Here is a 23,876-nt window from a genome sequence, read left to right on the forward strand (position 1 = left end):
TTTGTGATGATATACAAGAAGCCTAATGATCTCCGTTTGCCATAATCCAGATCTTTATTCATTTCAGAGATAGACACTTTTATCAGCCGCGCAAATTTTTACCCGGATTTTTTGCGACGGCTGTGAAATCGTTTACGAAGATTTGAAAAGAGAGATCCGCAAAAAATACTTTCAGAAAGGAAGATTTAAATGGGAAAGGGAAATTTTCTCAAAAGATCACTAGCCAGCGTATCCGCAGCAGCAATGATGCTCACCGGTAATGCAGTAACACTCGCTGATGCCGCTGTGATCGACAAAGAGAATCCCAACAACTACCACAACTACGCAGAGGCTCTGCAGCTCGCACTTTGCTTCTATGATGCAAACAAGTGCGGCGACGAGGTAACAGGTGACGGTTATTACTCCTGGCGTAATAACTGCCATGTGAAGGATGGCTACATCCCGCTTCAGCCTATGAGTCCGATGCCCAATGTCAACAAAGGTAAGACTGATGACCAGTTGCAGGAGGATCAGGGACTTGGCACAGGTGATGACGGTAAAACCAAGCCAAACCTCGGCGATACCGACCCGTCACTCTATGTCGGCGTCAATATGTCGCAGAAGTTCATTGATAAGAACAAGAAATACCTCGATCCTGACGGTGACGGCACTCTTGACCTGACAGGCGGCTGGCACGATGCAGGTGACCACGTTAAGTTCGGTCTCCCCGGAAGCTACTCAGCTTCGACAGTAGGCTGGGGTTACTATGAGTTCCGTGATTCATACAAGGAGCTTGGACTCGACAAGCACGTTGAGGATGAACTCCACTGGATCAACGATTATTTCATGAAAGTTACTTTCATGGACGACGATGATAACGTAATTGCTTACTGCTATCAGGTCGGCGAAGGTAACAACGACCATAACTACTGGTGCCCTCCCGAGCTTCAGGTTGAGGATACAATGGTAGCTTCTTCCTCCTGCGCAGTTAAGCGTCCTGCTTACTTCGCAACCGAAGAGATGCCTGCTTCCGATCAGTGTGCAGGCGCAGCTGCATCGCTGGCTATCAACTACCTCAACTTCAAGGACACCGAGCCCGCATACGCTAAGAAGTGTCTGAAATACGCAAAGGCTCTTTACGATTTCGCGGTAAAGACCCATGTTGAGGATTGGGAGCCCGGCAAGGTGCCCAACTGCTACAGCCTTGGCTATGACGGCGGCTTCTATACCTCCAGCTATGACTACGATGAGCTGGCTTGGGCTGCTGTATGGCTCTACTATTGTACCGAAGACTACGATTATATCAACGATATCATCGCAGTTGACGAAACTACAACAAACGATAAGGGTGCTCATCCCTACACCGGATATATGAAGCGTATCATCACCGATACAGGCAACTGCTGGCAGAACATCTGGGTTCACTGCTGGGATACAGTATGGGGCGGCGTATTTGCAAAGCTGGCTCCTGTTACCAACACTGCACGTGACTGGTACATCTTCCGCTACAACCTTGAATTCTGGTCAGGCTGTGCTGAAAATGTTGATTCTTCCGACTGGGGCTATGAACCTGTTCACGGTCACAAGTACTTCGGTATGGATGACTATCTCTGGAACACAGAGATGACCGCTGACCAGATAGCTGATCTTCCTATCAGCGAAACAAGCGGCGACTTCATTGCTAAGTCTCCCAAGGGCTGGGCAGTCGTATCCGGCTACGGTTCCGCACGTTACAACACAGCTGCAGGTCTGTGCGCTTGCGTATACGCAAAGACCACCAAGGACGAGACTTTCCTTCCCTGGGCAAGAGCTCAGATGGAATACATCCTCGGCAACAACCCCATGGGTTATGCTTATGAGGTAGGCTACGGCAACAACTTCGCAAGCCATCCTCACCACCGTGCATCACACTGCTCAGCTACACAGAGCATGGATGATCCTATCACACAGGTACACACCCTCTGGGGCGCACTGGTAGGCGGTCCCGATCTTAAAGACCATCACGAAGATGTTACCAAGGACTACATCTACAACGAGGTAACCGATGACTATAATGCAGGCTTCTGCGGCGACCTTGCAGGTCTTTACCACTACTATGGACGCAAGGGCGGCAAAGATGCCAAGGAAAACCACATAATCGAGAACTTCGATATGTCCTCAAATGCAAAGGGCTTCGATCAGATCGATGAAGATGGCAATCCGCTGCCTGTAGGATACTTTGTATCAGGCGGTAAAGCTCAGGAGAAGGAAGACGGTATCCAGCTGAAGGTCGTTCTTCACAACAGAACAGTTGATCCTCCGAGATTTGAGTGCGATGTCAAGGCAAGATATTTCTTCAACATCAAGGAACTCCAGGATAAGGGTTACGACATCGACTACATTACTGCACGTATCGACTACGATCAGGTCGCAGGTTATTCAAACAACAAGTCACACGCTGTACTTTCCGATCCTGTTAAGTACGACAACAAGGGTACATACTACGTTGAGATCACCTGGAAGGACTGCAAGTTCTACGGCAGCCGTGTATACCAGTTTGCTCTTACAACAAAGATGGATCCAGATAAGTACGTTTATCCCGAGTGGGATTCTTCAAACGACTACAGCTATCCCGATCTTGTAAGCTTTGATGATGATAACGCAGCAGAAGCTATCACCGATAAGATCACACTTTACGCTGACGGCAAGCTCATCTGGGGTACAGAGCCTAACGGCAAGACCGCTGCAGATGAAACCAGCAACAATACAGAATCTGTTAATCCTACTGTTAAATGTGATTCTACCACATCCAACTCTGCTAAGATCAGCTGGAACAAGGTGAGCGGTGCTACTAAGTACGGCATATTCGGCTACGAAAAAGGAACTTGGAAGAAAGTCACCGAGCTTACAGGTACTTCCTACACCTTCAGCAGCCTTAAGCCGAGCAAGAGCTACAAGATAGCTGTTCTTGCATTCGTAAATGGCAAATACACTTCCGATTTCTCCAAGGCTCTGACATTCACTACCAAGAGCGAATCTTATGAAGATACTACCGGCGTTTATCCCGAGATAATCAAGGTAGATTACAGTGAGGATTATCACCAGATAAGATTCACATGGAAGCCGGTAAAGGGTGCGACCAACTATGGTATCGCTGTATATCTTGCAGGAAAGTGGAGAGTTCAGACAACATCTATCTCTGCATCTACTTACAGCTACACAACACCCAAGAACCTGACACCCGGCAAGACTTACAGAGTCGCTGTGGCTGCAAAGGTCAACGGTACATGGACTGCAACTGAATCTCTCAAGCACACTGCAACAGTTACTGTAAAGTAATTACAGAAAACTATAGGGTCTTCACAAGTCCCTGCGTTTACAAAGGCAGTGTCTGAGTTATGACAGCCTGAAATGAAAAACACGCCAAAACTCTTTAGAGTTGCGGCGTGTTTTTCTGTTATAAACTATTTTAGGTTCATAATTTCCTGCTGCTGTTCTGCCTATCTGATTTATACAACAGCAGCACACGGATTTTATGTGTTTTACCTCTGGAAATAAATTTACAGTTGTGTTATAATCGTGATGGATACTATATTATATAGTATAATTTTACAATATCCGAAAAAGCGGATACATTTACTTTGAAAAGGAGAACACATTGAAACAGATACAGAAAATGAATAATACAATTATCGGCGGAAGACCATGTGCCATTTATGCCGATGATACTCCGCGATATCTGCTGATACAACCCGTGGACAAACGAGAAGCAGAAACACTTGACAAAGAGATCGCACATATCAAGTTACTTACCGACACATCATTCGTATTTTCATCTTTTGAGATAACTGACTGGAACAACGAACTTTCCCCATGGACAGCACCGCCTGTTTTCGGGAAAGAGCCTTTCGGAAACGGCGCAGACAGAACACTCACCTACATCAAAGAAATCCTTATACCGTATCTAAAAAAGCAGTTTTCACTGAACATAGATGTGCCTGTTGTTATCGGCGGATATTCGCTGGCAGGACTTTTCGCTTTGTGGACAGGATATACCTCCGATAGTTTCTCTGCTGTTGCAGCAGCCTCACCCTCAGTGTGGTTTCAGTACTGGTCAGATTTTACCGACAATCACTCCCCTGCTGCAAATAGTATTTACCTCAGCTTAGGCAAAAAAGAAGAAAAAACCAGAAATATGGTAATGGCTGCTGTAGGTGAAAATATCCGCAGGCAGTATGATAAGTTAAAATCACAAGGTATCAGTGTTGTCCTTGAATGGAACGAGGGCAACCATTTTACGGAACCTGAGATAAGAACAGCAAAAGGATTCGCTTGGTGCATAGATAACAAGATCAGAATTTAAACGGAGGGATAAATGTTCAAAAGTGACATCCTCCCCCGCCTAAAGAGGCGGGGGCTTCCCCTGACCTCAGCGAGTTCGGTTCTCGTTCGATAGTACTAATGCACTAAGCATAAGCGAGCTAACCCCGTGTGTCCCACGGTTTGTTTATGATTAAGGCTATGCTAATGCTATACGCATACCTTCATTTCTTATATTTATTGCAGCATTTACATCTCTGTCATGGTGAGTTCCGCATTCGGGACAGTCCCATGCTCTTATAGCAAGGTTCTTTGTTTCCTTATTGATGTAACCACAGCACGAACAAGTCTGACTGCTCGCAAAGAATTTATCTATCTTTACAAGCCTTTTGCCTTGCTCTTCTAGTTTGTACTTCAGGAATGTTACAAACATTCCCCAGCCGTTATCTGAAACCGACTTGCCGAATTTAAGTGCCTGAGACATTGCTTGCATGTTAAGATCTTCTATACATACACAATCATAGGCATTGGCTATCTGTCTTGACCGTTTATGTAGAAAGTCCTTTCGTTGATTTGCAACTTTCTCATGCATTTTAGCAACCTTGATACGTTGTTTATCACGGTTTTTAGAGCCTTTCTGCATGAGTGATAGCTTTCTTTGCTCTCTTTTCAGTTTCTTTTCGGCTTGTCTATAATACCTTGGATAAGCAGGTTCGTTGCCGTTGCTGTCTTTGTACAGCTCATGCATCGAAAAGTCAAGCCCTAAGAAGTCATGTAGTTCCTGTTCCTGTACTTGGTTTTCGTACTCATACAGAATACTTGCATAGTATTTTCCGCTTGGAGTCTGACTTACTGTCACAGACTTGAGAACATATTCATCAGGAATGTTCCTGTGCTGTTTTACTTTGACTTGTCCGACTTTAGGTAATTTCAAGTATCCATTGGATAAGGCTATGTTACCATTGATACAAACAGTAGAATAGCTGTTCTTTTTACATTTTTTTGATTTGAACCTGGGAAAACCTGTTTTGGGCTGTTTATAGAAGTTCTGAAACGCTGTATCCAGGTGTCGAAGCGACTGCTGCAATGATACGCTGTCCACTTCCCGTAAGAATGAGTATTTCTCCATTTTCTTAAGTTCAGCCATTTCTTTGGCACAAGCATTGTAACTTAAAGTTGTCTCATATTCTTTATACTGCTTGATTCTTTTGTATAACCAATAGTTATATACCAATCTCACACAGCCGAAGGTTTTGGTAAACAAAACCTTTTGCTCATTATTTGGGTATATTCTGAATTTAAATGCTTTGTTTGCCATAGTGTTCACTCCTTTTATGGCTTTATGTTATATAGTGTTGTATTAGTAGTATTATTTGATCTGTCTGACCTCCAGTTATTAATTATTATCTACAATATTATTATACAAGAAAATTTAAAAAAAATAAAAAAACAGGGCTTCATCCCACAGCTGAAATAACGTGTGTTCTCGCCCTGTAAAAAATCTCCCCTCTTGTAAAGCAAGAAAATGCTTTATTATCCAAATCCACTGTTTTTTAACCACTCCATTTTATTCGACTGAATATTTTATGCTATGAGTAAAGTGATAAGTCCGGTGAGTAAGGAACGCAATTCATCTCCCACCTAAGAGGTGGGAGTCTTCTTGCTGAAAGATGATAAAATTGCCGTAATAACAGGCGGAGCAAAGGGCATCGGCAAATGCATCGCCGATGAGTTCAGAAAAAACGAAGCTGTTGTGTACGTTATCGACAAAGCTGAAGGAGATCATTTTGTCGGTAATATCTCAGACAAGACAGTACTAGAACGTTTTGCTTCAAAAGTCATCAAAGAAAACGGTCATATCGACTTTCTTATAAACAATGCACTGCCGAACATGAAAGGCATAGATGAATGTAGCTATGAAGAATTTCAGTATGCCATATCAGTGGGTGTGACTGCACCTTTTTACCTTTCAAAGCTGTTTGCACCACATTTTGGCAACAACGGAAGTATAATCAATATATCTTCATCACGGGACAGAATGAGTCAGCCGCAGACTGAAAGCTACACAGCAGCAAAGGGCGGTATCGCCGCACTGACCCACGCACTTGCCGTCAGTCTTGCGGGTAAAGTACGTGTGAATTCGATCTCCCCGGGTTGGATAGAAACGGACGGCATGATATATAAAGGTGCAGATGCTTATCAGCAGCCCTGCGGCCGTGTCGGCAAACCTCTTGAAATTGCCAACATGGTGCTTTTTCTCTGCTCCGACAAGGCAGGCTTCATAACCGGCGAAAACATCTGCATTGATGGCGGTATGACAAAGCTGATGATCTACCACGGAGACAACGGCTGGTCAATGAACGATGCAAAGCTGTAACATAAGATCGATAAATAATAACAAAACCAAAAAGTCCGGCACACAGGACTATTTCAATTATTTCGGAGTTATAAAAAGTACTTAAATAGGTTCAATATCAAGATTTAGGAGTTAACTTATAAAGATAGCTCCTTTTTCTATGGTAAAATGTTGAATTGTAATTTCAGTTTAGGGAATTTGTCGATGTGTAACTGATCACCGGCGAAGTAAATCAAAACATCATACTGATCGGAAAATTGGTGTCTGCATTTGAGAAAAAGCAAAAAAATGTCAGACTGCGACACATATATTTTTCAAAAAAACTATTGATCAGCTTTCAGAATTCATAGAAAATTATTCTGAAAAGTGTAACCTTTTCAAATCATTTCCTGATTATCATAGTGAAGAAAGAAAGGAGGTTTGCCAATGGACGAATATAAAAATGATTATCAGATCGTAGAAATGTTTCTATCAAGAGATAGATCAGCAATCGAATGTACAGAGAAACACTACGGCAAAAGGCTTATGGGACTTGCAAAGAGATTTTTAAGCGATATACGTGACGCTGAGGAATGTGTTAATGATACATATTTAAAAGCATGGAATTCTATTCCGCCGCAAAAGCCCGATGATCTATTTTCTTACCTTGCCAGGCTATGCCGATGCACAGCATACAACATTATTGAGAAACAGCAGACGGCAAAACGCTCGGCACAACTTGTTGAACTCACCCATGAAATGGAAGAGTGCATACCCGATCCAAGCAAAAGTTCTTCAACCGATGACAAATTTATTTCAGCGTTGCTGAACGAGTTTCTGGACACACTGCCTCGGGATAAATGCGATATATTTGTCAAGAGGTACTGGTTCGGAGAAAGTGTGGAGCAGATAGCAAGCGAAACAGGCTTCACAACAAGCAAGATCAAAACTACTCTTCACAGAACAAGAGCAAAGCTCAGGAAATTTTTAGAGAAGAAAGGAGTACAGCCATGAACGGAAATGATATATTGAGATCAATGAACGGAATAGAAGACAGATTCGTTATATCAGCAAAAAGAGAGCGTATCATAAAGCACGGTTCAAACACAAAAACACTCCAAAGGTTCGTTATCGGTATAGCCGCCGCTGTGGCTCTGGCGATACCTGCGGGGGCTGTGTATACTCAGTTTGAACACAAAGCAGCAGTGAGGGAATACTTTGATGAGAACACCGCAGATTATCTCGAAAACAAAGGTCTTGCACTGAATTATGTTAGCGAGAACGAACATTTGCGCATCACATTAGACACCATCCTTTCTGACGGAAATATCGGCAGTATGGTACTGACTGTTGAGGGTCTTGACAGCGAAGGTTTAGACTATATCGAAGATACACCTTTTTTTGATATGTATATAGCCGAAAAAAAAGATAATATCTCCAATGTAGACAAAGAATTTCTTGAAGGCGGAGGAACAGTAAGCTTTGCTGTGTGTACAGATACTCAGTACTCCTTGCAGAAAGATCTTTTTGTGTGCGATATTGATACTGAAAAAGAATACATTATGACATTTGATGACAGGAAAAATGATACCGATCTGTTTAATGGATTATCTTTTGATATATCATTCAAACCGAATCTTGAAGTCAGAGAATTTAAAGATAATGACGGAAGACATATTTGGTTCTCACAAATAGGATATTATACAGATGAAGAAGAAACAATACGTATGCTCGGTAATTGGTCTGTTACATCAAATAATATGAAACTTTTAAAAAGGAACAGTTTTCTGAGTGATAAAATAGAAACATCCGCTCAGATATATGATCGCAGTCCTGAAAGAACCAGACCACTTGGAGGCGGTTGGTTTTTCAACATAGTTGAGATCAGTGAATATAACGAAGTAAAGATAGGTGATTTTCTGAATGATGAAATATTGTTCAGAGAAGTTAAATAAAAAGTGACCGGCGAACTATTTTGTTCGTCGGTTTCCTTATAAGCGTAAACAGACACATACTGATAGCTTAAATCCCACTATATAACATAGCAATGATCTAAAATAAAGTATAAACCCGTTGACTTTATTATTTTATGATGATATACTGTATATAATAATTAGAATTCGATCTCGGTGTTTCGACTATATCTACGTACAAAGTAAAAAGAATAGATACTGACTTCTTTAATGAAGATTTTTAACACTATAAGTATAATAAAACATAAAGCAGGTGACAGCCATGAATATCAGACTGATAAACATAAAACGCGACAAATCCGATCTTGAAAAAATCGAGCGTCTTTATAATACAGCTTTTCCCTCAGATGAACGCGCACCTTTCAGGATACTTGTAAGGGGCGCTAAAAAACCGAATGTTAATTTTTTCAGCTGTCGTGACGGCGATAAATGGATAGGTTTTCTGTATACTGTGAATTATCTCGACATCAGTTATGTATTCTATTTTGCCGTTGATGATGATCAGCGCGGGAAAGGATACGGCACAGCGATACTAAAAGCGGCTCGTAAAAAATACGGCGGAAGACGGCTGTTTCTTGCTATTGAGGAAGTCGAAAAGAAGTATGAAAACTATCAGCAGCGTGTGAACAGGCTTCGATTTTACGAACGCGCGGGTTTTGTGAGAACAGGTCAGAAAATGCAGGAAGCAAATGTCATCTACGACCTTATGGGCATCGGCGGCAGAGTTTCCAATGAAGAATATCGCAAATTGATGATATCTTTCGGCGGATTGCGTATGCTTTTATTCACATTTAAGATACTTGATGATTGAATAAAAATACCATAATAACAGCGACATGCCAGACATAAGACATATCGCTGTTTTTTTCTGCTGTAATCTGCTCGATTATATAATTCGAGTGAATATTTAAAGATATCACATGTGTTTTTCGATTTACAATAAAAAACGATCACGTAATAAATATAAACCCAAAAAACCCAAAAAGCGAAAAGGCAGTCACACCAGAATGTGACTGCCTTTCTGTTATAGCACACCATATAGGGATAAAGCTATTCTTAAAAACCTTGCACTAAAATGTATCACTGACCCTCATGGAAGAAATAAGGCAGAGCATCATAGATGTAATGTCTTACATAGCCCCACCAGTGGGTATTGTTGGGCGCTTCAAGGAAGTAAAGATTACCCTTTGAGAAGTCACTTGTGTAAGTAAATACATCGGTATTCTTTTTAAGCTCGTTTATCATCGGAACCATGTTTTCATATGCGATATCCTTGGTACCGGTTGCTGCAAGAACAAAGTACTCATTTTTCTTAAATCCGGAATTTCTTGCCGAACTCAAAACTTTTCCTGCACCGTCCCAGCAGTGACCTGACAGGGGCATGAAGTATGCAATGATATCAAGGTTGTTATTGAAGTTTGCCCATGTTGAACCGCCGCCCATTGAGAATCCGCCGTATGCACGGTGATATCTGGAGGCTTTCAGGCTACTGATGCTGGTATTGCCGTTAGCGTAGGTGGAATACTTGCCTTCAACATACGGTATGATGCTCCTGCGCATTTCGTCCCATACTCCATCAGCGCTGGAAGCCTTATTAAAGGTAGGAGTTACAACGATCATCGGTTCGATATCACCGTTTGCGATCATATTGTCCAGCATAAGGTCGATCTCGATGGAAGTATCGTTGAAGCAGGTATTCTCATTTTCTCCACCACCGTGCATCAGATAGAAGACATTGTACTTCTTCGATTTGTCATAGCCATAGGGCAGATACACGTTCATAACATTGTTTCCGTTGATGCCGTTATAGTATTCCTTGACAACGGTACCGTGCTTTGAGGGCTGTTTGAAGTAGCTGCTCGGAGCTTCTTTGTACTGGAGATTTGAGTTGTATTTGTAAGGTTCTTTTTCGGGTTTTAACTCAGGGAATTCTGTGATCTTGCCTAAAAGATATGACTCAAGGTAAGATACATCATTTTTGTCGATAGTACCGCTCTGATCGATATCTGCATTCTTCTTGGAAGTATCGTTTACAAATCCCTTGGAAATACCTCTCTTGAGTTCAACAAGATCCATAACTGTGATCTCGCCATCGAGGTCAATGTCGCCTCTTGCAGGACCCTTTGCAATAACTACATTTGACTTTGGTCCGTCGATCTTTGTTCCTGCGGGAGCGGCAATAACTTCATCTATAAAGAAATCGCAGGTCTCCTCAGTAGTCTCAGCTATGAGAACAAGATTTTCAGCACCCGAAGGTATAGTATATTTAGCGTTGTAGAGCTGAACATACTCACCGCGGTTTGCATAAGTCTGAGCTATCTTGTCATACTTTGTCTCACCGTTCAGGTCGTACTGCAATGTGAGTTTGAATTCTGTAGGATCTGAACCCTGTATATTTGTAAAGCAGGCACTGAATGCGTAACTCTTGCCGGGCACGAATGTACTTGTGCTCAGTGTTTTCATTCCGCCGTGCCATGCAGAGGTTCTTCCCGAAAGGCTCAGTGACCTGGTACCCTTATACTTTGTATCGGAACTTGTCTCGGCTGTACAGCCGCCTCTAGCTGACCAGTCATCTGTACCGTTTTCAAAAGTATCGTGGAACAGATAGGTGCTTGAAACTGTCTGTGCAGTTGAGGTGCCTGATGCGGTAATCTTTGTTCCTGCAGGTGCTACGATAACTTCATCTAAATAGAAATCACAGGTGTCTTCAGTAGTCTCTGCCACAAGTACAAGGTTTGTAGCTCCCGAGGGGATAGTATATGCGGAGTTGTAGAGCTGAACATATTTGCCGCGGTTGCCTGTAGCCTGAGCTATCTTTGCATAATTAGTCTCACCGTTCAGATCGTACTGCAATGTTAGTTTATATTCGGTAGTGTCAGAACCATCAAGATTTGTAAAGCAGGCACTGAATGCGTAGCTCTTTCCTGGTATAAATGTACTTGTACTCAGGGATCTCTGTCCGCCGTTCCATGTAGATGTTCTTCCGGAGAAACTGAGTGACTTAGAACCGCTAAGTTTTGAATTCGAGCTGACAGAAGCTGTACAGCTTCCTCTTGCAGACCATTTATCTGTTCCGCTTTCAAAAGTATCATGTATCCAGTAGCCATCAGCATCGGGTTCAACAATCGAAGGCGCATTCCACTCTGCACGCTCGTAGTCAAAATAGTCTACATCTACATAACCGCCTGTGGATTTTGTAGCATAGCTGTAAATAGCATTTCTGTAACCTGTGAAAAGTTTCAGGTCATAGGTCATACCAACCTGTGTGCCGATCTTTTTCCAGTTAGCGCCATCGAGAGAGTAGTAGAAGTTTACCTTATCGATATTATTTGATACATTGTAGTTGCTGTCAACGGTATTAAACTGGAAATCAGTCTTGAGGTATACTGTGTTACTGCTGAGAGATACTTCTTCCTGGATCTTGTCCGAACTGTTCATTACATCGCTGTTGCCGTTATAATTGCCGTTTGTAGCCATGTAGATCTTCTTTTCACCGCTGTCGGTAACACGTACACCGACATTTCCGTAATTATACTGGAAAGCGGAAAGACCTGCATAGTCTCCCGGCTTCATGTGAGAAACATCCATCTTTATGACACCTGAGCATGACGGACCTTCTGTCCTCATGGTCAGGGTATTTCTGGCATGGATAATGCTCTTTGCTGTGTATCCGTTTTTAAGGCGGAGCCAGCCCGGTCTTTCGGTAACAGACCAGTAATTATTATCGGGATTATGGTTCCACTGCCATTCAAGTTTAAGCTTGTTGGAGCTGTAACTGAACTCATCATCTTTAGCAAGCTGTGTACCTGTATGATTTCCCGACATATCAAGTACCACGGGAGCCTTTCCGTTAACACCCATCATAGGCCAGTTGTTCTGCCATGTAACAGGTACAAGAACAGGTATACGTCCTACTGCACCGTGATCCTGGAAGAGAAGACCGTACCAGTTTCCGTCGGGAGTATCAACTATGCCGCCCTGAGCTACGCCAGAGCCGTAAGTTCCCAGACCAGAATTGAGTACAGTCTTGCCTTCAAATGAACCGGTCAAGCTCTTGCTTCTATAGCAAAGCTCTGTTCTTCCGCTGCCGTTTGGCCATGCTATCAGGAAGACATAATAGTAACCGTTAATCTTCTGGATGTGTGAACCTTCACCCGCTAGTCCAGAAAGACCAGTTTTGATTATGGTGCGTTCCTGAGCGCCGTATGCAAAACCTGTCATCTGGGAATTGAGTTCCTTGATCTTGATCTCTCCGCCGCCGCCATAAACGAGATAGTTCCTTCCGTCATCATCGAAAAGTATCGAAGCATCGTGGTACATTCCGCTTATCTCGCTCTTTGTCCAGTTGCCGCTTTCGATATTGTTAGTCTTGTATATGTAGGATTTATTCGTGCCGTAGCTTCCAAAAAATACATAGAATGTTCCCTTGTTATACCTGAGACTCGCCGCCCATGAACCGTGAGCGTAATCGTGCTGACCGTTTGAGAGGGTCTGTTTAGCACCGTCAGCCATGGTATCATATACATAAGAGCATATCTCCCATGAAACAAGGTCTTTCGATTTCATTACAGGAACGCCAGGCGTGAAGAACATTGTGGTACTTACCATGTAGTAAGTATCTCCTACTCTGATGATATCAGGGTCAGGAACATCTGCCCATATCACGGGGTTTGCTACCTGTCCCGCTTCAAGAGCGGTTGCTGTCACAGCCGGTATCGCTCCACCTGCAGCTGCAAAGCAAGAAGCTGCCAGTGCCGCTGATGACAGTACTGACAATAATCTTTTGGTGATCGTCTTCGATCTTGACATAACGTCTTCCTCCAATCTGTATTGGTCTCCCATATTTCATATTATACAGAAGTGTCCTTCTGTTCGTAAAGTGCATTCCTTGTGCACTCTATCGATTTGATTAAGGTATGGCTGCGTGATATGCCGAATGAATATCCGTTTTCAACATAAAGATATGCTGATAATATAACTCAGGTATCTTTAGGAATTTGTCATGTATACTAATCAGACAACACTCAATATATAAGACTTTTTATTAAGCGCGTAAATATTAACGAGTAATGGCGCTTTTTCAAGCCGATATATCAGTTTTAGTATTTACGCCATGACATTAAAATACAATAATATTCTTATATCCAGACTAATATTTTTATATTCGTTTTTTCTGAAACAGACATTGTCAATTATATTATCGGAGCTTATCCAATTGCCGAATAGTCCATATAATTTTGTCATTTTCTCCTAAACACAGCCATTATACATATTATTTTCGTATACGCTATTGTTATTGTTAAAAATTATAGCACAGACATCATTTGTTGTCAAGTGTTATTTTTTATTATATTTGTAGATTAATTTTTTGATATGCATTTGTGATATCTGGGTTTCAATTTATGATATATTATTCCAGATTTTGTCAATAATATCTGTACGTAACATTTTTACTATTATTAACCTTTGGCACATCACCTGATTAACATATTCTATAATACTAAGTTGTCACCTCAGCTTAACTGCCGCATTAAGCATTCTAAATCAAGAAAAAAAATATTGGATCTACAGCATTCGCAACTTTTGACTGGAATATTTTTAAATCAGCAATATTAAATATTTAATTTTTTGTGGAAACTATTGCAATTTGCCCCGAAACGTGATATATTATAGTATGGAGTTTACATGGTATGATTTGTCTGTAGATTAATTAAATTATTTCGATTAAGATAATTTAAGCATCTCAGACACAAGTGCTCTGAAGGGATGAATGAAAATGAAGATGAGAAAGAAAGTATTAAAAACAGTGTCAGCAGTAGTAGCGGCTATCATAGCTGCCTCGGCTGTTGTACCTTCTGCCGTAACTTATCCTGTTACAGCAGCAGGCGGAAACGTTCAGATCTACGAATTTGAAAACGGCAAAACATCCGGCGGAAAGATATTTTCCAACGGAACTGAGGGTCTTAAACGCGGAGGAGACTGGAGCGATGCTACCGACCTATCGAATTTCTCGGGAAAAGGTTTCTCCTATCTCGACCAGAAAGGTACTACTGTCAGCGTTGAAGTCAACGCACCCGAAAAAGGTCTTTATCAGCTGACTTTCTGCTACTGTCAGCCGAGCGACAGAAACAGAAAAGTACAGTATCTCAACGTAAACGGTGTTAATCAGGGAGAACTGACTTTTCCGTACAACGAATCTTTCGGAGAAGTTTCGGGCGGAATCGTTCTGCTGAACAAGGGAAAGAATACCATCGAGCTAGAAGGATACTGGGGCTATACTTATTTTGACTATTTAAAGGTAGAACCTGCTCCAGAACATATCGCAAACCTTTCACCGACAACCGAACTTTCAAATCCTAATGCTTCGGATTCCACAAAGCGTCTCTACAGCTATCTGCGTGACCAGTATGGCAAACATATAATCGCAGGTCAGCAGGAGTACTGCGGTTCTCACAACTATAATTCATGGAACAGTCCCGATGTATTTATAAAGGACAACGAAGCAGAATTTGAGTATATCCTCGACAAGACAGGTAAACAGCCAGCGATACGCGGTATCGATCTGCTTGCATACAGCACCTCCTCCACATGGAGAGATGATGCTCCCGAGCGTGCTATCGAGTGGACAAACAAGTATCACGGCATCGTAACTATGACATGGCACTGGAACGTTCCCTGCGAAAAAGGCAGCAGCGATATTGCGTTCTATGTTAAATCCGCAAGTGATAAATATACAACTTTCAGCATAACAAAAGCCCTTGAGGAAGGTACATGGGAAAATGAAGTTCTCATGGCTGATATAAAGCTTATCGCAGGAGAACTTAAAAAGCTGAAAGATGCCGATGTTCCTGTTCTGTGGAGACCTCTCCACGAAGCCGAGGGTGCTTGGTTCTGGTGGGGTGCAGAGGGTGCAGAACCCTGCAAGAAGCTCTACCGTCTGCTTTATGATCAGCTTACAAATGTATACGGTCTGGATAACCTTATCTGGATATGGACAGGTTCAACTTCACCTGCTGCATCGGAATGGTATCCTGGTGATGATGTAGTTGATATCGTTGGCTGCGACAAGTACAACGCCAAAGACGGTCTGCCTAATCTCAGCGCTATCTCCGCAACATTCTACAGCCTTGTCCAGAGTACCGATGGTCAAAAGATGGTAACTATGTCTGAAAATGACTCTATACCTTCTATCGAAAATCTTGTGAATGAAAAGGCTCACTGGCTCTATTTCTGCCCCTGGTATATGAACTACCTTACAAGTGAACAAAACAATCCTGTAGATAATCTCATCGACGTTTATACAAGTGAATATTGTATAACTCTCGATGAGCTTCCCAATCTGAAAACTTATCCTATAGCAGAAAGCACGACTGCAAAGGCTAAAGCGCTTTACGGTGATGCAAACTGTGACGGAGAAGTTGATATATCCGATGCTGTGCTTGTAAAGCAGTATCTTGCTGCTCCTAAAAAGTATACTATATCAGCACAGGGTCTGAAAAATGCCGATGTCAATAACAGCGATGATGGTCTGACCGAACTTGATGCCATTGATATACAGAAGTACACGGCAGGTATCATCAAATCATTCAACGTCTGATAATCAATAACAATATCTGCGAAGAAAGCCCCATACTTTTACCGTAAATCAGGAAAAGCTCTTCTTTTATGATAGTGCTGTTGATTCAGAATATAAAATCTTTTGAGGAGGAGAATATCATGAAGTTAAGAAACAGGCTGCTGGCAGCAGCAGCAAGTGCGTCTCTCGTGCTGAGTCAGGCGGCATACTTTGCCCCTGCTGTTCATGCAGCTGATGAGCTCAAGGATGCACTTGCCAATTCTTCAAGCGTCAAGTACGACTTCGCAAGAGCATTGCAGTACTCTATGTACTTCTACGATGCAAATATGTGCGGTGATGACGTTGAAGGAAACAACCGCTTTGAATGGAGAGGAAATTGTCATACCTATGATTCAAAAGTTCCGCTCCACCCAATCGAGGACTGGGAAGGTGTAAACCTGACCGAATCACAGATCAAGAAGTACAAGAGTCTTCTTGACCCCGACGGTGACGGCTATGTTGATGTAGCAGGCGGTTACCACGATGCAGGTGACCACGTTAAATTCGGTATGCCCGAGAACTATGCCGCTTCAACAGTTGGCTGGGGTTATTACGAATTCCGTGATTCTTACATCAAGATCGGTGAACAGGATCACATCGAGACCATACTTCGTCATTTCAACGACTACCTTATGAAGTGTACTTTCCTTGACAAGAACGGTGATGTCGTTCTTCACTGCTATCAGGTAGGTGATGGTGATCTGGATCACAGTTTCTGGAATTCACCCGAGATGGACGAAATGGCAAGATCTGCATTCTTCCTGACACCCGAGAAGCCTCAGACTGACTATGCAGCATCTGCTGCAGCTTCGCTGGCTATCAACTATCTGAACTTCAAGGACACTGACAAGACCTATGCTCAGAAGAGCCTTAAATACGCAAAGGCACTCTTCAAGTTCGCTATGGATAATCCTAAGGATCTTTCCGATAACGGCGACGGTCCTAAGGGCTATTACAGATCCGGCAAATGGGAAGACGATTACTGCTGGGCTGCTGCTTGGCTATACAAGATAACCGGCGATCATATGTATCTCGAAGAGATCTACCCCAACTATGACTTCTATGCAGCACCCTGCTATGTACACTGCTGGAACGACGTATGGGGCGGAGTACAGTGCGTACTCGGTGAGATATGCAGAGATACTCCTTACACCAAGGGCGAATACGTTTATCCCGATTTCATTGAGGAATTCAAAAAAGCTGCAAACAAGAGCCCCTATGAGCAGATGAACTGCTGGGAGTCTGTTGAGAAGGCTATAAATAATTATATGACAGGCGGCGTAGGTAAAGTAACACCTCAGGGTTACTGGTGGCTGGATACATGGGGCAGTGCACGTTACAACACTGCTGCACAGCTGGAAGCACTGGTATACACCAAGTACAACGGTGATAAGCCCAATAAGTACAGTGACTGGGCTAAGAGCCAGATGGAATACATCATGGGCAACAATGATATCACCTATCTTGAGCGTATCGAGGAAAACAATGCAGCTGAGAAGAACGGTGAGCCTAAGCCATGGAGCGATGACGAACTTCACGGAAGCAGAAGCTTCATCGTAGGCTTCAACGAGAATTCTGTACAGTATCCTCACCACAGAGCAAGTTCAGGTCTTACCAAGTGTGAAGATCCCGATCCCCAGAGATATGTACTCTTTGGCGCACTTGCAGGTGGTCCCGACAATCAGGATCGTCACAATGATATAACCAAAGACTGGATCTACAACGAAGTTACTATCGACTACAACGCAGCTTTCGTAGGCGCAAGCGCAGGTCTTTACAAGTACTACGGTACTTCTCAGATGGCTCCTACCAAGAACTTCCCTCCCAAGCCTACATTCTCGGGCTCCAACGGCGGTTCGACCAGCAATGAGTGTTGGGTAACAGCCTGCGGTATCGATGATCTCCATTCTGACGGCGCAGGCGTTACCAAGGTTTCCCTTTATGTAATGACTGCTTCCACCAAGAAGGTTGAAGATCTTACAGTACGTTACTACTTCAGCACAAAGGGTATGAAAGACCCCAACAATATCAAGGTTTCCGAGCTTTACGATCAGGCTGCTGTAGAAGCCGCTCCCGCTAACGGTACAATCAGCGGTCCTTACAAGTACGACAAGATGAACGATATGTACTATGCCGAGATCAAGTGGGACGATTACAACATCGCAAACTCAGGCAAGAAGTATCAGTTCACTGTTGGTCTTTACTACGGTGACAATTGGGATCCTACCGATGACCCAAGCTACAAGGATCTCAAGATCTATGAGGTAGATGATGCATTCTTCGCAACAGGTACAGAAGTCAAGACAGAGAATATCTGCGTATACAGCGGAGATAAGCTTGTTGGCGGTATTGAGCCTGACGGTTCAAAGCCTGAATTTGACGAGCCTGAAGAAACTACCGAACCTACCGTTACCTGCAAATCCACCACTACTTCTACTGCTTCCATCAGCTGGAACAGTGTTGACGGTGTTTCCAAGTACGGCGTATTCGGTTACACCAACGGCAAGTGGTCCAAGCTTGCTGAAACAGCAAGTACTTCCTACAACTTCAGCGGTCTGAAGGCAGGCACAAGCTACAAGGTAGCTGTTCTTGCAAATAAGAACGGAAGCTACAGCGGAGATTTCTCAAAGGCTATAACCTTTAAAACAAAGACAGAGAGCAGTTCTACAAATGATCCTGTGATCAATGTTAAAGTAGAATACAGCGAACAGTATCACCAGATAAGATTCAGCTGGTCACCTGTAAAGGGCGCTACTAACTACGGCATAGCTGTATATCTTGCTGGTAAGTGGAGAGTTCAGACATCCAAGATACCTGCATCTACTCTCAGCTACATCACTCCCAAGAACCTGACACCCGGCATGACCTATAGGGTCGCAATCGCAGCTAAGGTCAACGGCGAATGGACACCTAATAATCCTGTTAAGAACTATATAAAAGTTACTGTAAGGTAATAGAATGATCTTTAACGGCAGTTTCTTCGGAAACTGCCGTTTTTTGCTGCACTAAAATTAATAACCGAAATACGAAATAATTCGAGATATAATAACGAGCCTATCCGATAAAAACAGACAGGCTCGTTTTCCTTGTTTATAGTAAAATCATTAAATTGCGCAATATACAGACAAAAAAATATCCGCTCCAAACGGAACGGATATTATTTTTGCAATAATTACTCAGCCTGAGGAGCACCAACAGGGCAAGTACCTGCACAAGCGCCGCAATCCAGACAAGCAGATGCGTCAATAGCATACTTGCCATCAGCCTCGGAAATAGCGCCAACAGGACATTCAGCAGCGCAAGCGCCGCAACCGATGCAATCTTCACTGATCTTATAAGCCATAGTAATATACCTCCTTGAAATCCTTAACGGAGAAACAGCCTTCTTTTCCGTTCTCCATAATATATAATAGCACATTTTCACGAATAGTCAAGGGATTTTATGAAAATTTAATGAAATATTAATAAACGATTAGTTGCGGCTAACCAATTCAATAGTTAGTCTGATATAATATCATTTTTATAATTGCATTACTGCCTGCGAAAGCTAAAAATACACAGTAAATACGTAATATTTGAGATAAATGATGTGAATTGCAAATTCAATAAAACCTATATATCCCGTTGGTTTTCGAGCATATTAGGAAGATAAATGTTAGCTTCGATTAACATTTTATTCACACAAAAAGCAGGTGCTCCCTAATACGGAAGCACCTGTAAACTATATGCTTATCCTGAAAAAAACTCTAAAATGAACCACATAGGCAAACTCAGCACAAAGCTTAGAATATTTGCAACGATCGCATAGCGTGCGCCTCTTCCTTCTAGGTATCCTCATCGGGAGTATTTTTCACTGTAAGATCAATGCTGGGCTTGGGACCCATATCGGCGTATACAGGCATAGCTGTAACTGTGATCAAAACTAAAACGGTGATCAGCGCAAATATTCTTTTTTTCAATTAAAATCAGACCCTTTCTTCACATCAGAACTTTGTAAGTTCGTCAGCGGCAAGAAGTCTGTAACCTGCATCGGTCAGCGCCTCGATAGCATTTTCGTTGCTGTCAACGCGGAGTATAAGGCAGGCTGTTACCTCGGAGGGATTCAGAAAAGCGGAGTACATATACTCAACACTGATGTTAGCCTTGTAAAGGGTCTTCATGATAGAAGCCATTCCGCCCGGCTTGTCCTCAGCGGTAACTGCGATGACATTTGTTACCTTTACCAGGTAATCAGCCTCTTTCAGGCACTCGATAGCCTTGTCGGTATCATCAACGATAAGTCTGAGGATACCGAAATCACTGCTGTCAGCAGTAGTTATAGCTCGGATATTGATATTGCCGTCTTTGAGGGTATGTGTAACGTCCGACAGTCTGCCGGGCTTGTTTTCAACAAATATAGATAACTGCTTTATAGTCATTGTTCTAACCTTCTTTCTTGTTTATCGTTTTTTTTGATAGTCTTTATTATGCTGCTCCGTTCTTTTAATAGTAAACAGCAACGCCGTGAAATCACATCATTGTTGTTCTCTCCGTAATAGTTTTGTATCAGTTCTGCGGCTACCTGCCGCTCACATAATATATACGTTTCGGAGATTGATTTTTTTGATGTGATTATCAACAAATATACGGAGCGTTAGATGTGATGATTGCACAAGATCTGCAAGCTGTTTATCGATTATTTAGATCGTCTTTTTCAAGCTTCTCCATCTCTTTTAACATCCTGCGGTTATCAGCTTTTCTCTTAGTTACCATTTCAACTGTAGATGCTGTAAGACCTATAAAAGTGCCTAAAAATATCACAACTAAAGCAGGAAAATTTACAGGATCATAGTCAGTGATCCTATAATTGGTCGCAGAGTAAAGATCAGTGTTTCCCAAAATTGCGGAATTGACCACCCAACAGACCATGGATATAATCACAGCAAGGAAAGCGGATACTCTGATGCCTTTCGCGCCATTTCCAAGAATATCTTTGCGCATCAGAAAGAACAGTATCGCATACACTGCCGCCCCTATACCTAAGATCATTCAATCGTCTCCTTAATATCTCTTTCTATTGGTCGGCTGTAAAAAGCACCCACAGACCATGTTCTGCCGCATATCTCCAAAAACTAAGACTATCCTGCAGATATTCCAGCGTATACTCGTAGTCTTCTTCGCCCTTGTCTTCGTACTCATCGGCAGGGATAGCAAAGTATCTGCGCCTGATCTCACTGTCTTCAAGACCCTGCAAAGCTTCATATACTTTTCTGACTTCATCGGGAGTTTTAGCTGTAATGATGTAGTCATCGTGATCTTCATCGAAATAAAGTACCTCACCGCCAAGCACAGCCTTTGCAAGAGGTTCTTCGCCGCCAAAGGAAAGCGTTCCGTCTGTCAGCAAGCGGTGCATAGCATCCCAGGACTTGTCGAGTTCATAAGTACGCTCTGGATATTCCTCGAAATACTCCTCCTCCAGTTCCTCGGATATATATTCGGGGCGTTCTTCCAATAGCATATCTCCGAGTTTTCTGACAACATCTTCGGGGACTGCAAAAAGCACACCCAGACAACTCATACCAGTTTCCTCTTGTCGATAACTCTGACAGCCTTACCCTCTGAACGTGGGATGCTCTTAGGCTCAACAAGGCTTATCTTAGCCTTTATGCCGAGTATCTGTACGATATCAGCGCTGAGCTTCTTTTCAAGTTCAGATACGGACTTGATGGTATCACCGATCATATCGTCTGTCAGTTCTACCTTGATCTCAAAGGTATCTGCATTACCTATTCTGTCAACTACGATCTGATAGTTGGGCTGAGCCTTGAAGTCCTTCAGCAGAACGGTCTCGATCTGGGACGGGAATACGTTTACGCCCTTGATTATCAGCATATCATCGCTTCTGCCCATGGGCTTGCACATCTTGATGAGTGTTCTGCCGCAGGAACATTTTTTGCGGTTGAGAATGCAGATGTCTCTTGTGCGGTATCTCAGCAGAGGGAAAGCTTCCTTGGTGATGCTTGTGAACACCAGCTCGCCCTTTTCACCCTCGGGAAGTACCTCACCGGTATCGGGATCGATTATTTCAGCGATGAAGTGGTCTTCGTTTATGTGCATACCTGTCTGTTCTTCACATTCAAAAGCCACACCGGGACCGGAAGTCTCAGTAAGACCATAGATATCATATGCCTTTATACCGAGGCTCTCTTCGATCTGCTTGCGCATCTCCTCTGTCCAGGGCTCTGCACCAAAGATACCTGCCTTGAGCTTGATATCATCGGGAGTAAGACCCATTTCCTGCAAAGTCTCGCCAATGTATGCCGCATAGGAAGGTGTACAGCAGAGAATAGTAGAACCAAGATCCTGCATGAACTGTATCTGTCTCTCGGTATTGCCCGAAGAAACAGGCAGTGTCAGACATCCGACCTTATGAGATCCGCCGTGAAGTCCCAGACCACCTGTGAACAGACCATAGCCGTAAGCAACATGGACAACATCATCCTTAGTGCCGCCTGCTGCTGTGATAGCACGTGCTACACAGTTTTCCCAGATATCAACATCGTTCTGGGTATAGAAAGCAATCGCTCTCTTGCCTGTTGTACCGCTTGTTGCGTGTATACGAACACACTCAGATTTGGGTACTGCCAGCAGACCGTCTGGATAATTATCCCTCAGGTCAGCCTTAGATATGAATGGCAGCTTGTGCAGGTCATCGATGCTCTTAATATCATCGGGAGTAACTCCCTTCTTCTCCATCAGGTCACGATAGTAAGGAACATGATCCCATACGTGTCTTACCTGCTTGACAAGTCTCTCGCTCTGGAGAGCCTTCATTTTATCGAGTTCCATAGTCTCGATATCCTTGTTCCAATAGATCTTCTCAGCCATTGGTTTCAACTCCTTCTGGTAAGATATGTATGAACGTTCCATGCCATACCATAAATTACCGATTATTTCCATTTGAAATTTGATATTTTAAACCGCTAAATCGCTTTGGTTTTTAGTAAACGACATAATCTCTCTTTATCCGAACAAATGCCGAATTTTCCGAAACTTATGCCGTTTACCTGAGCAGTCAAAGCTTTACGAAAAATGACTGCAATTATCCGATAATATTATTCAGACTGCTGCTCTGCCAAGAGCAAAAGCCTTCTTGTTCAGCTCCAGGAATTTAGCGGGTACGCAGTTTTCAAGTGCTGCCTGCCATACGTCCTCGGAGAAATCCATTTTCATGGATACAACGCCCATCAGGACAACGTTTGAAGCCTTAGAAGTACCTGCCTGCTCAGCCAGTGTCAGCGCATCAACATCGATAACACTGATGCCCTGCTTTTTCAGTTTGCCGATGATATCATCGGGATAAACTGCTGTGCCGTTGATCACGGGCATAGGATCTATCTGCTGAGTGGATGTAACGATATGACCGCCCTTTTTCAGGAACTGAACATATCTTGCAGCCTCCAGCTGCTCAAAGCTGATTATGATATCAGCCTCGCCCTTTTCAACAACAGGCGAATATACCTTATCGCCATATTTTACATAGGTAACTACCGAGCCGCCGCGCTGGCTCATGCCGTGTACCTCGCTGACCTTAACATCAAAGCCCTGCGAGAGCAGTACATTACCTAATATCCTTGAAGCCAGCAGCGAACCCTGTCCGCCTACGCCGACTATCATTATAGACTTAGTTTCCATT

General features: G+C 43.0%; 16 protein-coding genes. 8 read left to right on the forward strand and 8 right to left on the reverse strand.

Annotated features, from left to right (window positions below):
• Positions 1-189: 189 nt before the first annotated feature.
• Positions 190-3,297: a glycoside hydrolase family 9 protein gene (locus N773_RS0106040; RefSeq protein WP_024856948.1), complete on the forward strand. Its 3,108-nt coding sequence runs from the start codon at positions 190-192 to the stop codon at positions 3,295-3,297.
• A 337-nt stretch (positions 3,298-3,634) separates the two neighbouring features.
• Positions 3,635-4,321, forward strand: coding sequence for an alpha/beta hydrolase (locus tag N773_RS0106045; protein ID WP_043538083.1), 687 nt, complete (start codon positions 3,635-3,637; stop codon positions 4,319-4,321).
• 156 nt (positions 4,322-4,477) lie between these two features.
• On the opposite strand, the gene tnpB is transcribed toward N773_RS0106045, so the two are convergent.
• Positions 4,478-5,596, reverse strand: a complete 1,119-nt coding sequence (gene tnpB / locus N773_RS0106050) for an IS200/IS605 family element RNA-guided endonuclease TnpB (protein ID WP_024856950.1) — start codon at positions 5,594-5,596, stop codon at positions 4,478-4,480.
• Between the two features lie 345 nt (positions 5,597-5,941).
• Between tnpB and N773_RS0106055 the strand changes: the two genes are divergently transcribed.
• The 4 genes from N773_RS0106055 to N773_RS0106070 all read left to right on the forward strand — a co-directional run bounded on the left by N773_RS0106055 (position 5,942) and on the right by N773_RS0106070 (position 9,397).
• Positions 5,942-6,655, forward strand: coding sequence for an SDR family oxidoreductase (locus tag N773_RS0106055; protein WP_024856951.1), 714 nt, complete (start codon positions 5,942-5,944; stop codon positions 6,653-6,655).
• Between the two features lie 405 nt (positions 6,656-7,060).
• Entirely contained in the window at positions 7,061-7,627 is a 567-nt protein-coding gene (locus N773_RS0106060) for an RNA polymerase sigma factor (RefSeq protein ID WP_024856952.1), read from the forward strand.
• A complete protein-coding gene (locus N773_RS0106065) occupies positions 7,624-8,568 on the forward strand; it encodes a hypothetical protein (protein WP_024856953.1) in 945 nt (314 codons plus the stop codon). The genes N773_RS0106060 and N773_RS0106065 overlap by 4 nt, the downstream gene beginning before the upstream one ends.
• 280 nt (positions 8,569-8,848) lie before the next feature.
• Entirely contained in the window at positions 8,849-9,397 is a 549-nt protein-coding gene (locus tag N773_RS0106070) for a GNAT family N-acetyltransferase (protein WP_024856954.1), read from the forward strand.
• A gap of 269 nt (positions 9,398-9,666) precedes the next feature.
• Here the strand turns inward: N773_RS0106070 and N773_RS21100 are convergent, their stop codons facing one another.
• Positions 9,667-13,395 (reverse strand): family 43 glycosylhydrolase, encoded by a 3,729-nt coding sequence (locus N773_RS21100; protein ID WP_024856955.1) that lies wholly within the window; start codon positions 13,393-13,395, stop codon positions 9,667-9,669.
• Positions 13,396-14,356: 961 nt separating this feature from the next.
• On the opposite strand from N773_RS21100, the gene N773_RS0106080 reads away from it, so the two are divergent.
• Positions 14,357-16,183, forward strand: coding sequence for a glycosyl hydrolase (locus tag N773_RS0106080; RefSeq protein ID WP_242840358.1), 1,827 nt, complete (start codon positions 14,357-14,359; stop codon positions 16,181-16,183).
• Positions 16,184-16,302: 119 nt separating this feature from the next.
• Positions 16,303-19,155 (forward strand): glycoside hydrolase family 9 protein, encoded by a 2,853-nt coding sequence (locus N773_RS19855; protein ID WP_024856957.1) that lies wholly within the window; start codon positions 16,303-16,305, stop codon positions 19,153-19,155.
• 218 nt (positions 19,156-19,373) lie between these two features.
• Here N773_RS19855 and N773_RS0106090 read toward each other — a convergent pair whose 3' ends face one another.
• The 6 genes from N773_RS0106090 to N773_RS0106120 form a co-directional block, all read right to left on the reverse strand.
• Positions 19,374-19,544, reverse strand: coding sequence for a DUF362 domain-containing protein (locus tag N773_RS0106090; protein WP_024856958.1), 171 nt, complete (start codon positions 19,542-19,544; stop codon positions 19,374-19,376).
• Positions 19,545-20,184: 640 nt separating this feature from the next.
• The gene (locus N773_RS0106100) at positions 20,185-20,619 is read right to left on the reverse strand and encodes an ACT domain-containing protein (protein ID WP_024856959.1); all 435 of its coding nucleotides are present in this window, start codon (positions 20,617-20,619) and stop codon (positions 20,185-20,187) included.
• 250 nt (positions 20,620-20,869) lie between these two features.
• Positions 20,870-21,229 (reverse strand): hypothetical protein, encoded by a 360-nt coding sequence (locus N773_RS0106105; RefSeq protein WP_024856960.1) that lies wholly within the window; start codon positions 21,227-21,229, stop codon positions 20,870-20,872.
• 25 nt (positions 21,230-21,254) lie between these two features.
• Positions 21,255-21,758, reverse strand: coding sequence for a DUF1877 family protein (locus N773_RS0106110; RefSeq protein WP_024856961.1), 504 nt, complete (start codon positions 21,756-21,758; stop codon positions 21,255-21,257).
• A complete protein-coding gene (locus tag N773_RS0106115; RefSeq protein ID WP_024856962.1) occupies positions 21,755-23,068 on the reverse strand; it encodes a phenylacetate--CoA ligase family protein in 1,314 nt (437 codons plus the stop codon). The genes N773_RS0106110 and N773_RS0106115 overlap by 4 nt, the downstream gene beginning before the upstream one ends.
• Positions 23,069-23,299: 231 nt before the next feature.
• The gene (locus tag N773_RS0106120) at positions 23,300-23,875 is read right to left on the reverse strand and encodes an indolepyruvate oxidoreductase subunit beta (protein ID WP_024856963.1); all 576 of its coding nucleotides are present in this window, start codon (positions 23,873-23,875) and stop codon (positions 23,300-23,302) included.
• Between the last annotated feature and the right edge of the window lies 1 nt (position 23,876).

It is taken from the genome of Ruminococcus albus AD2013 (genome assembly GCF_000526775.1).
Classification (GTDB): Bacteria; Bacillota; Clostridia; order Oscillospirales; family Ruminococcaceae; genus Hominimerdicola; species Hominimerdicola alba_A.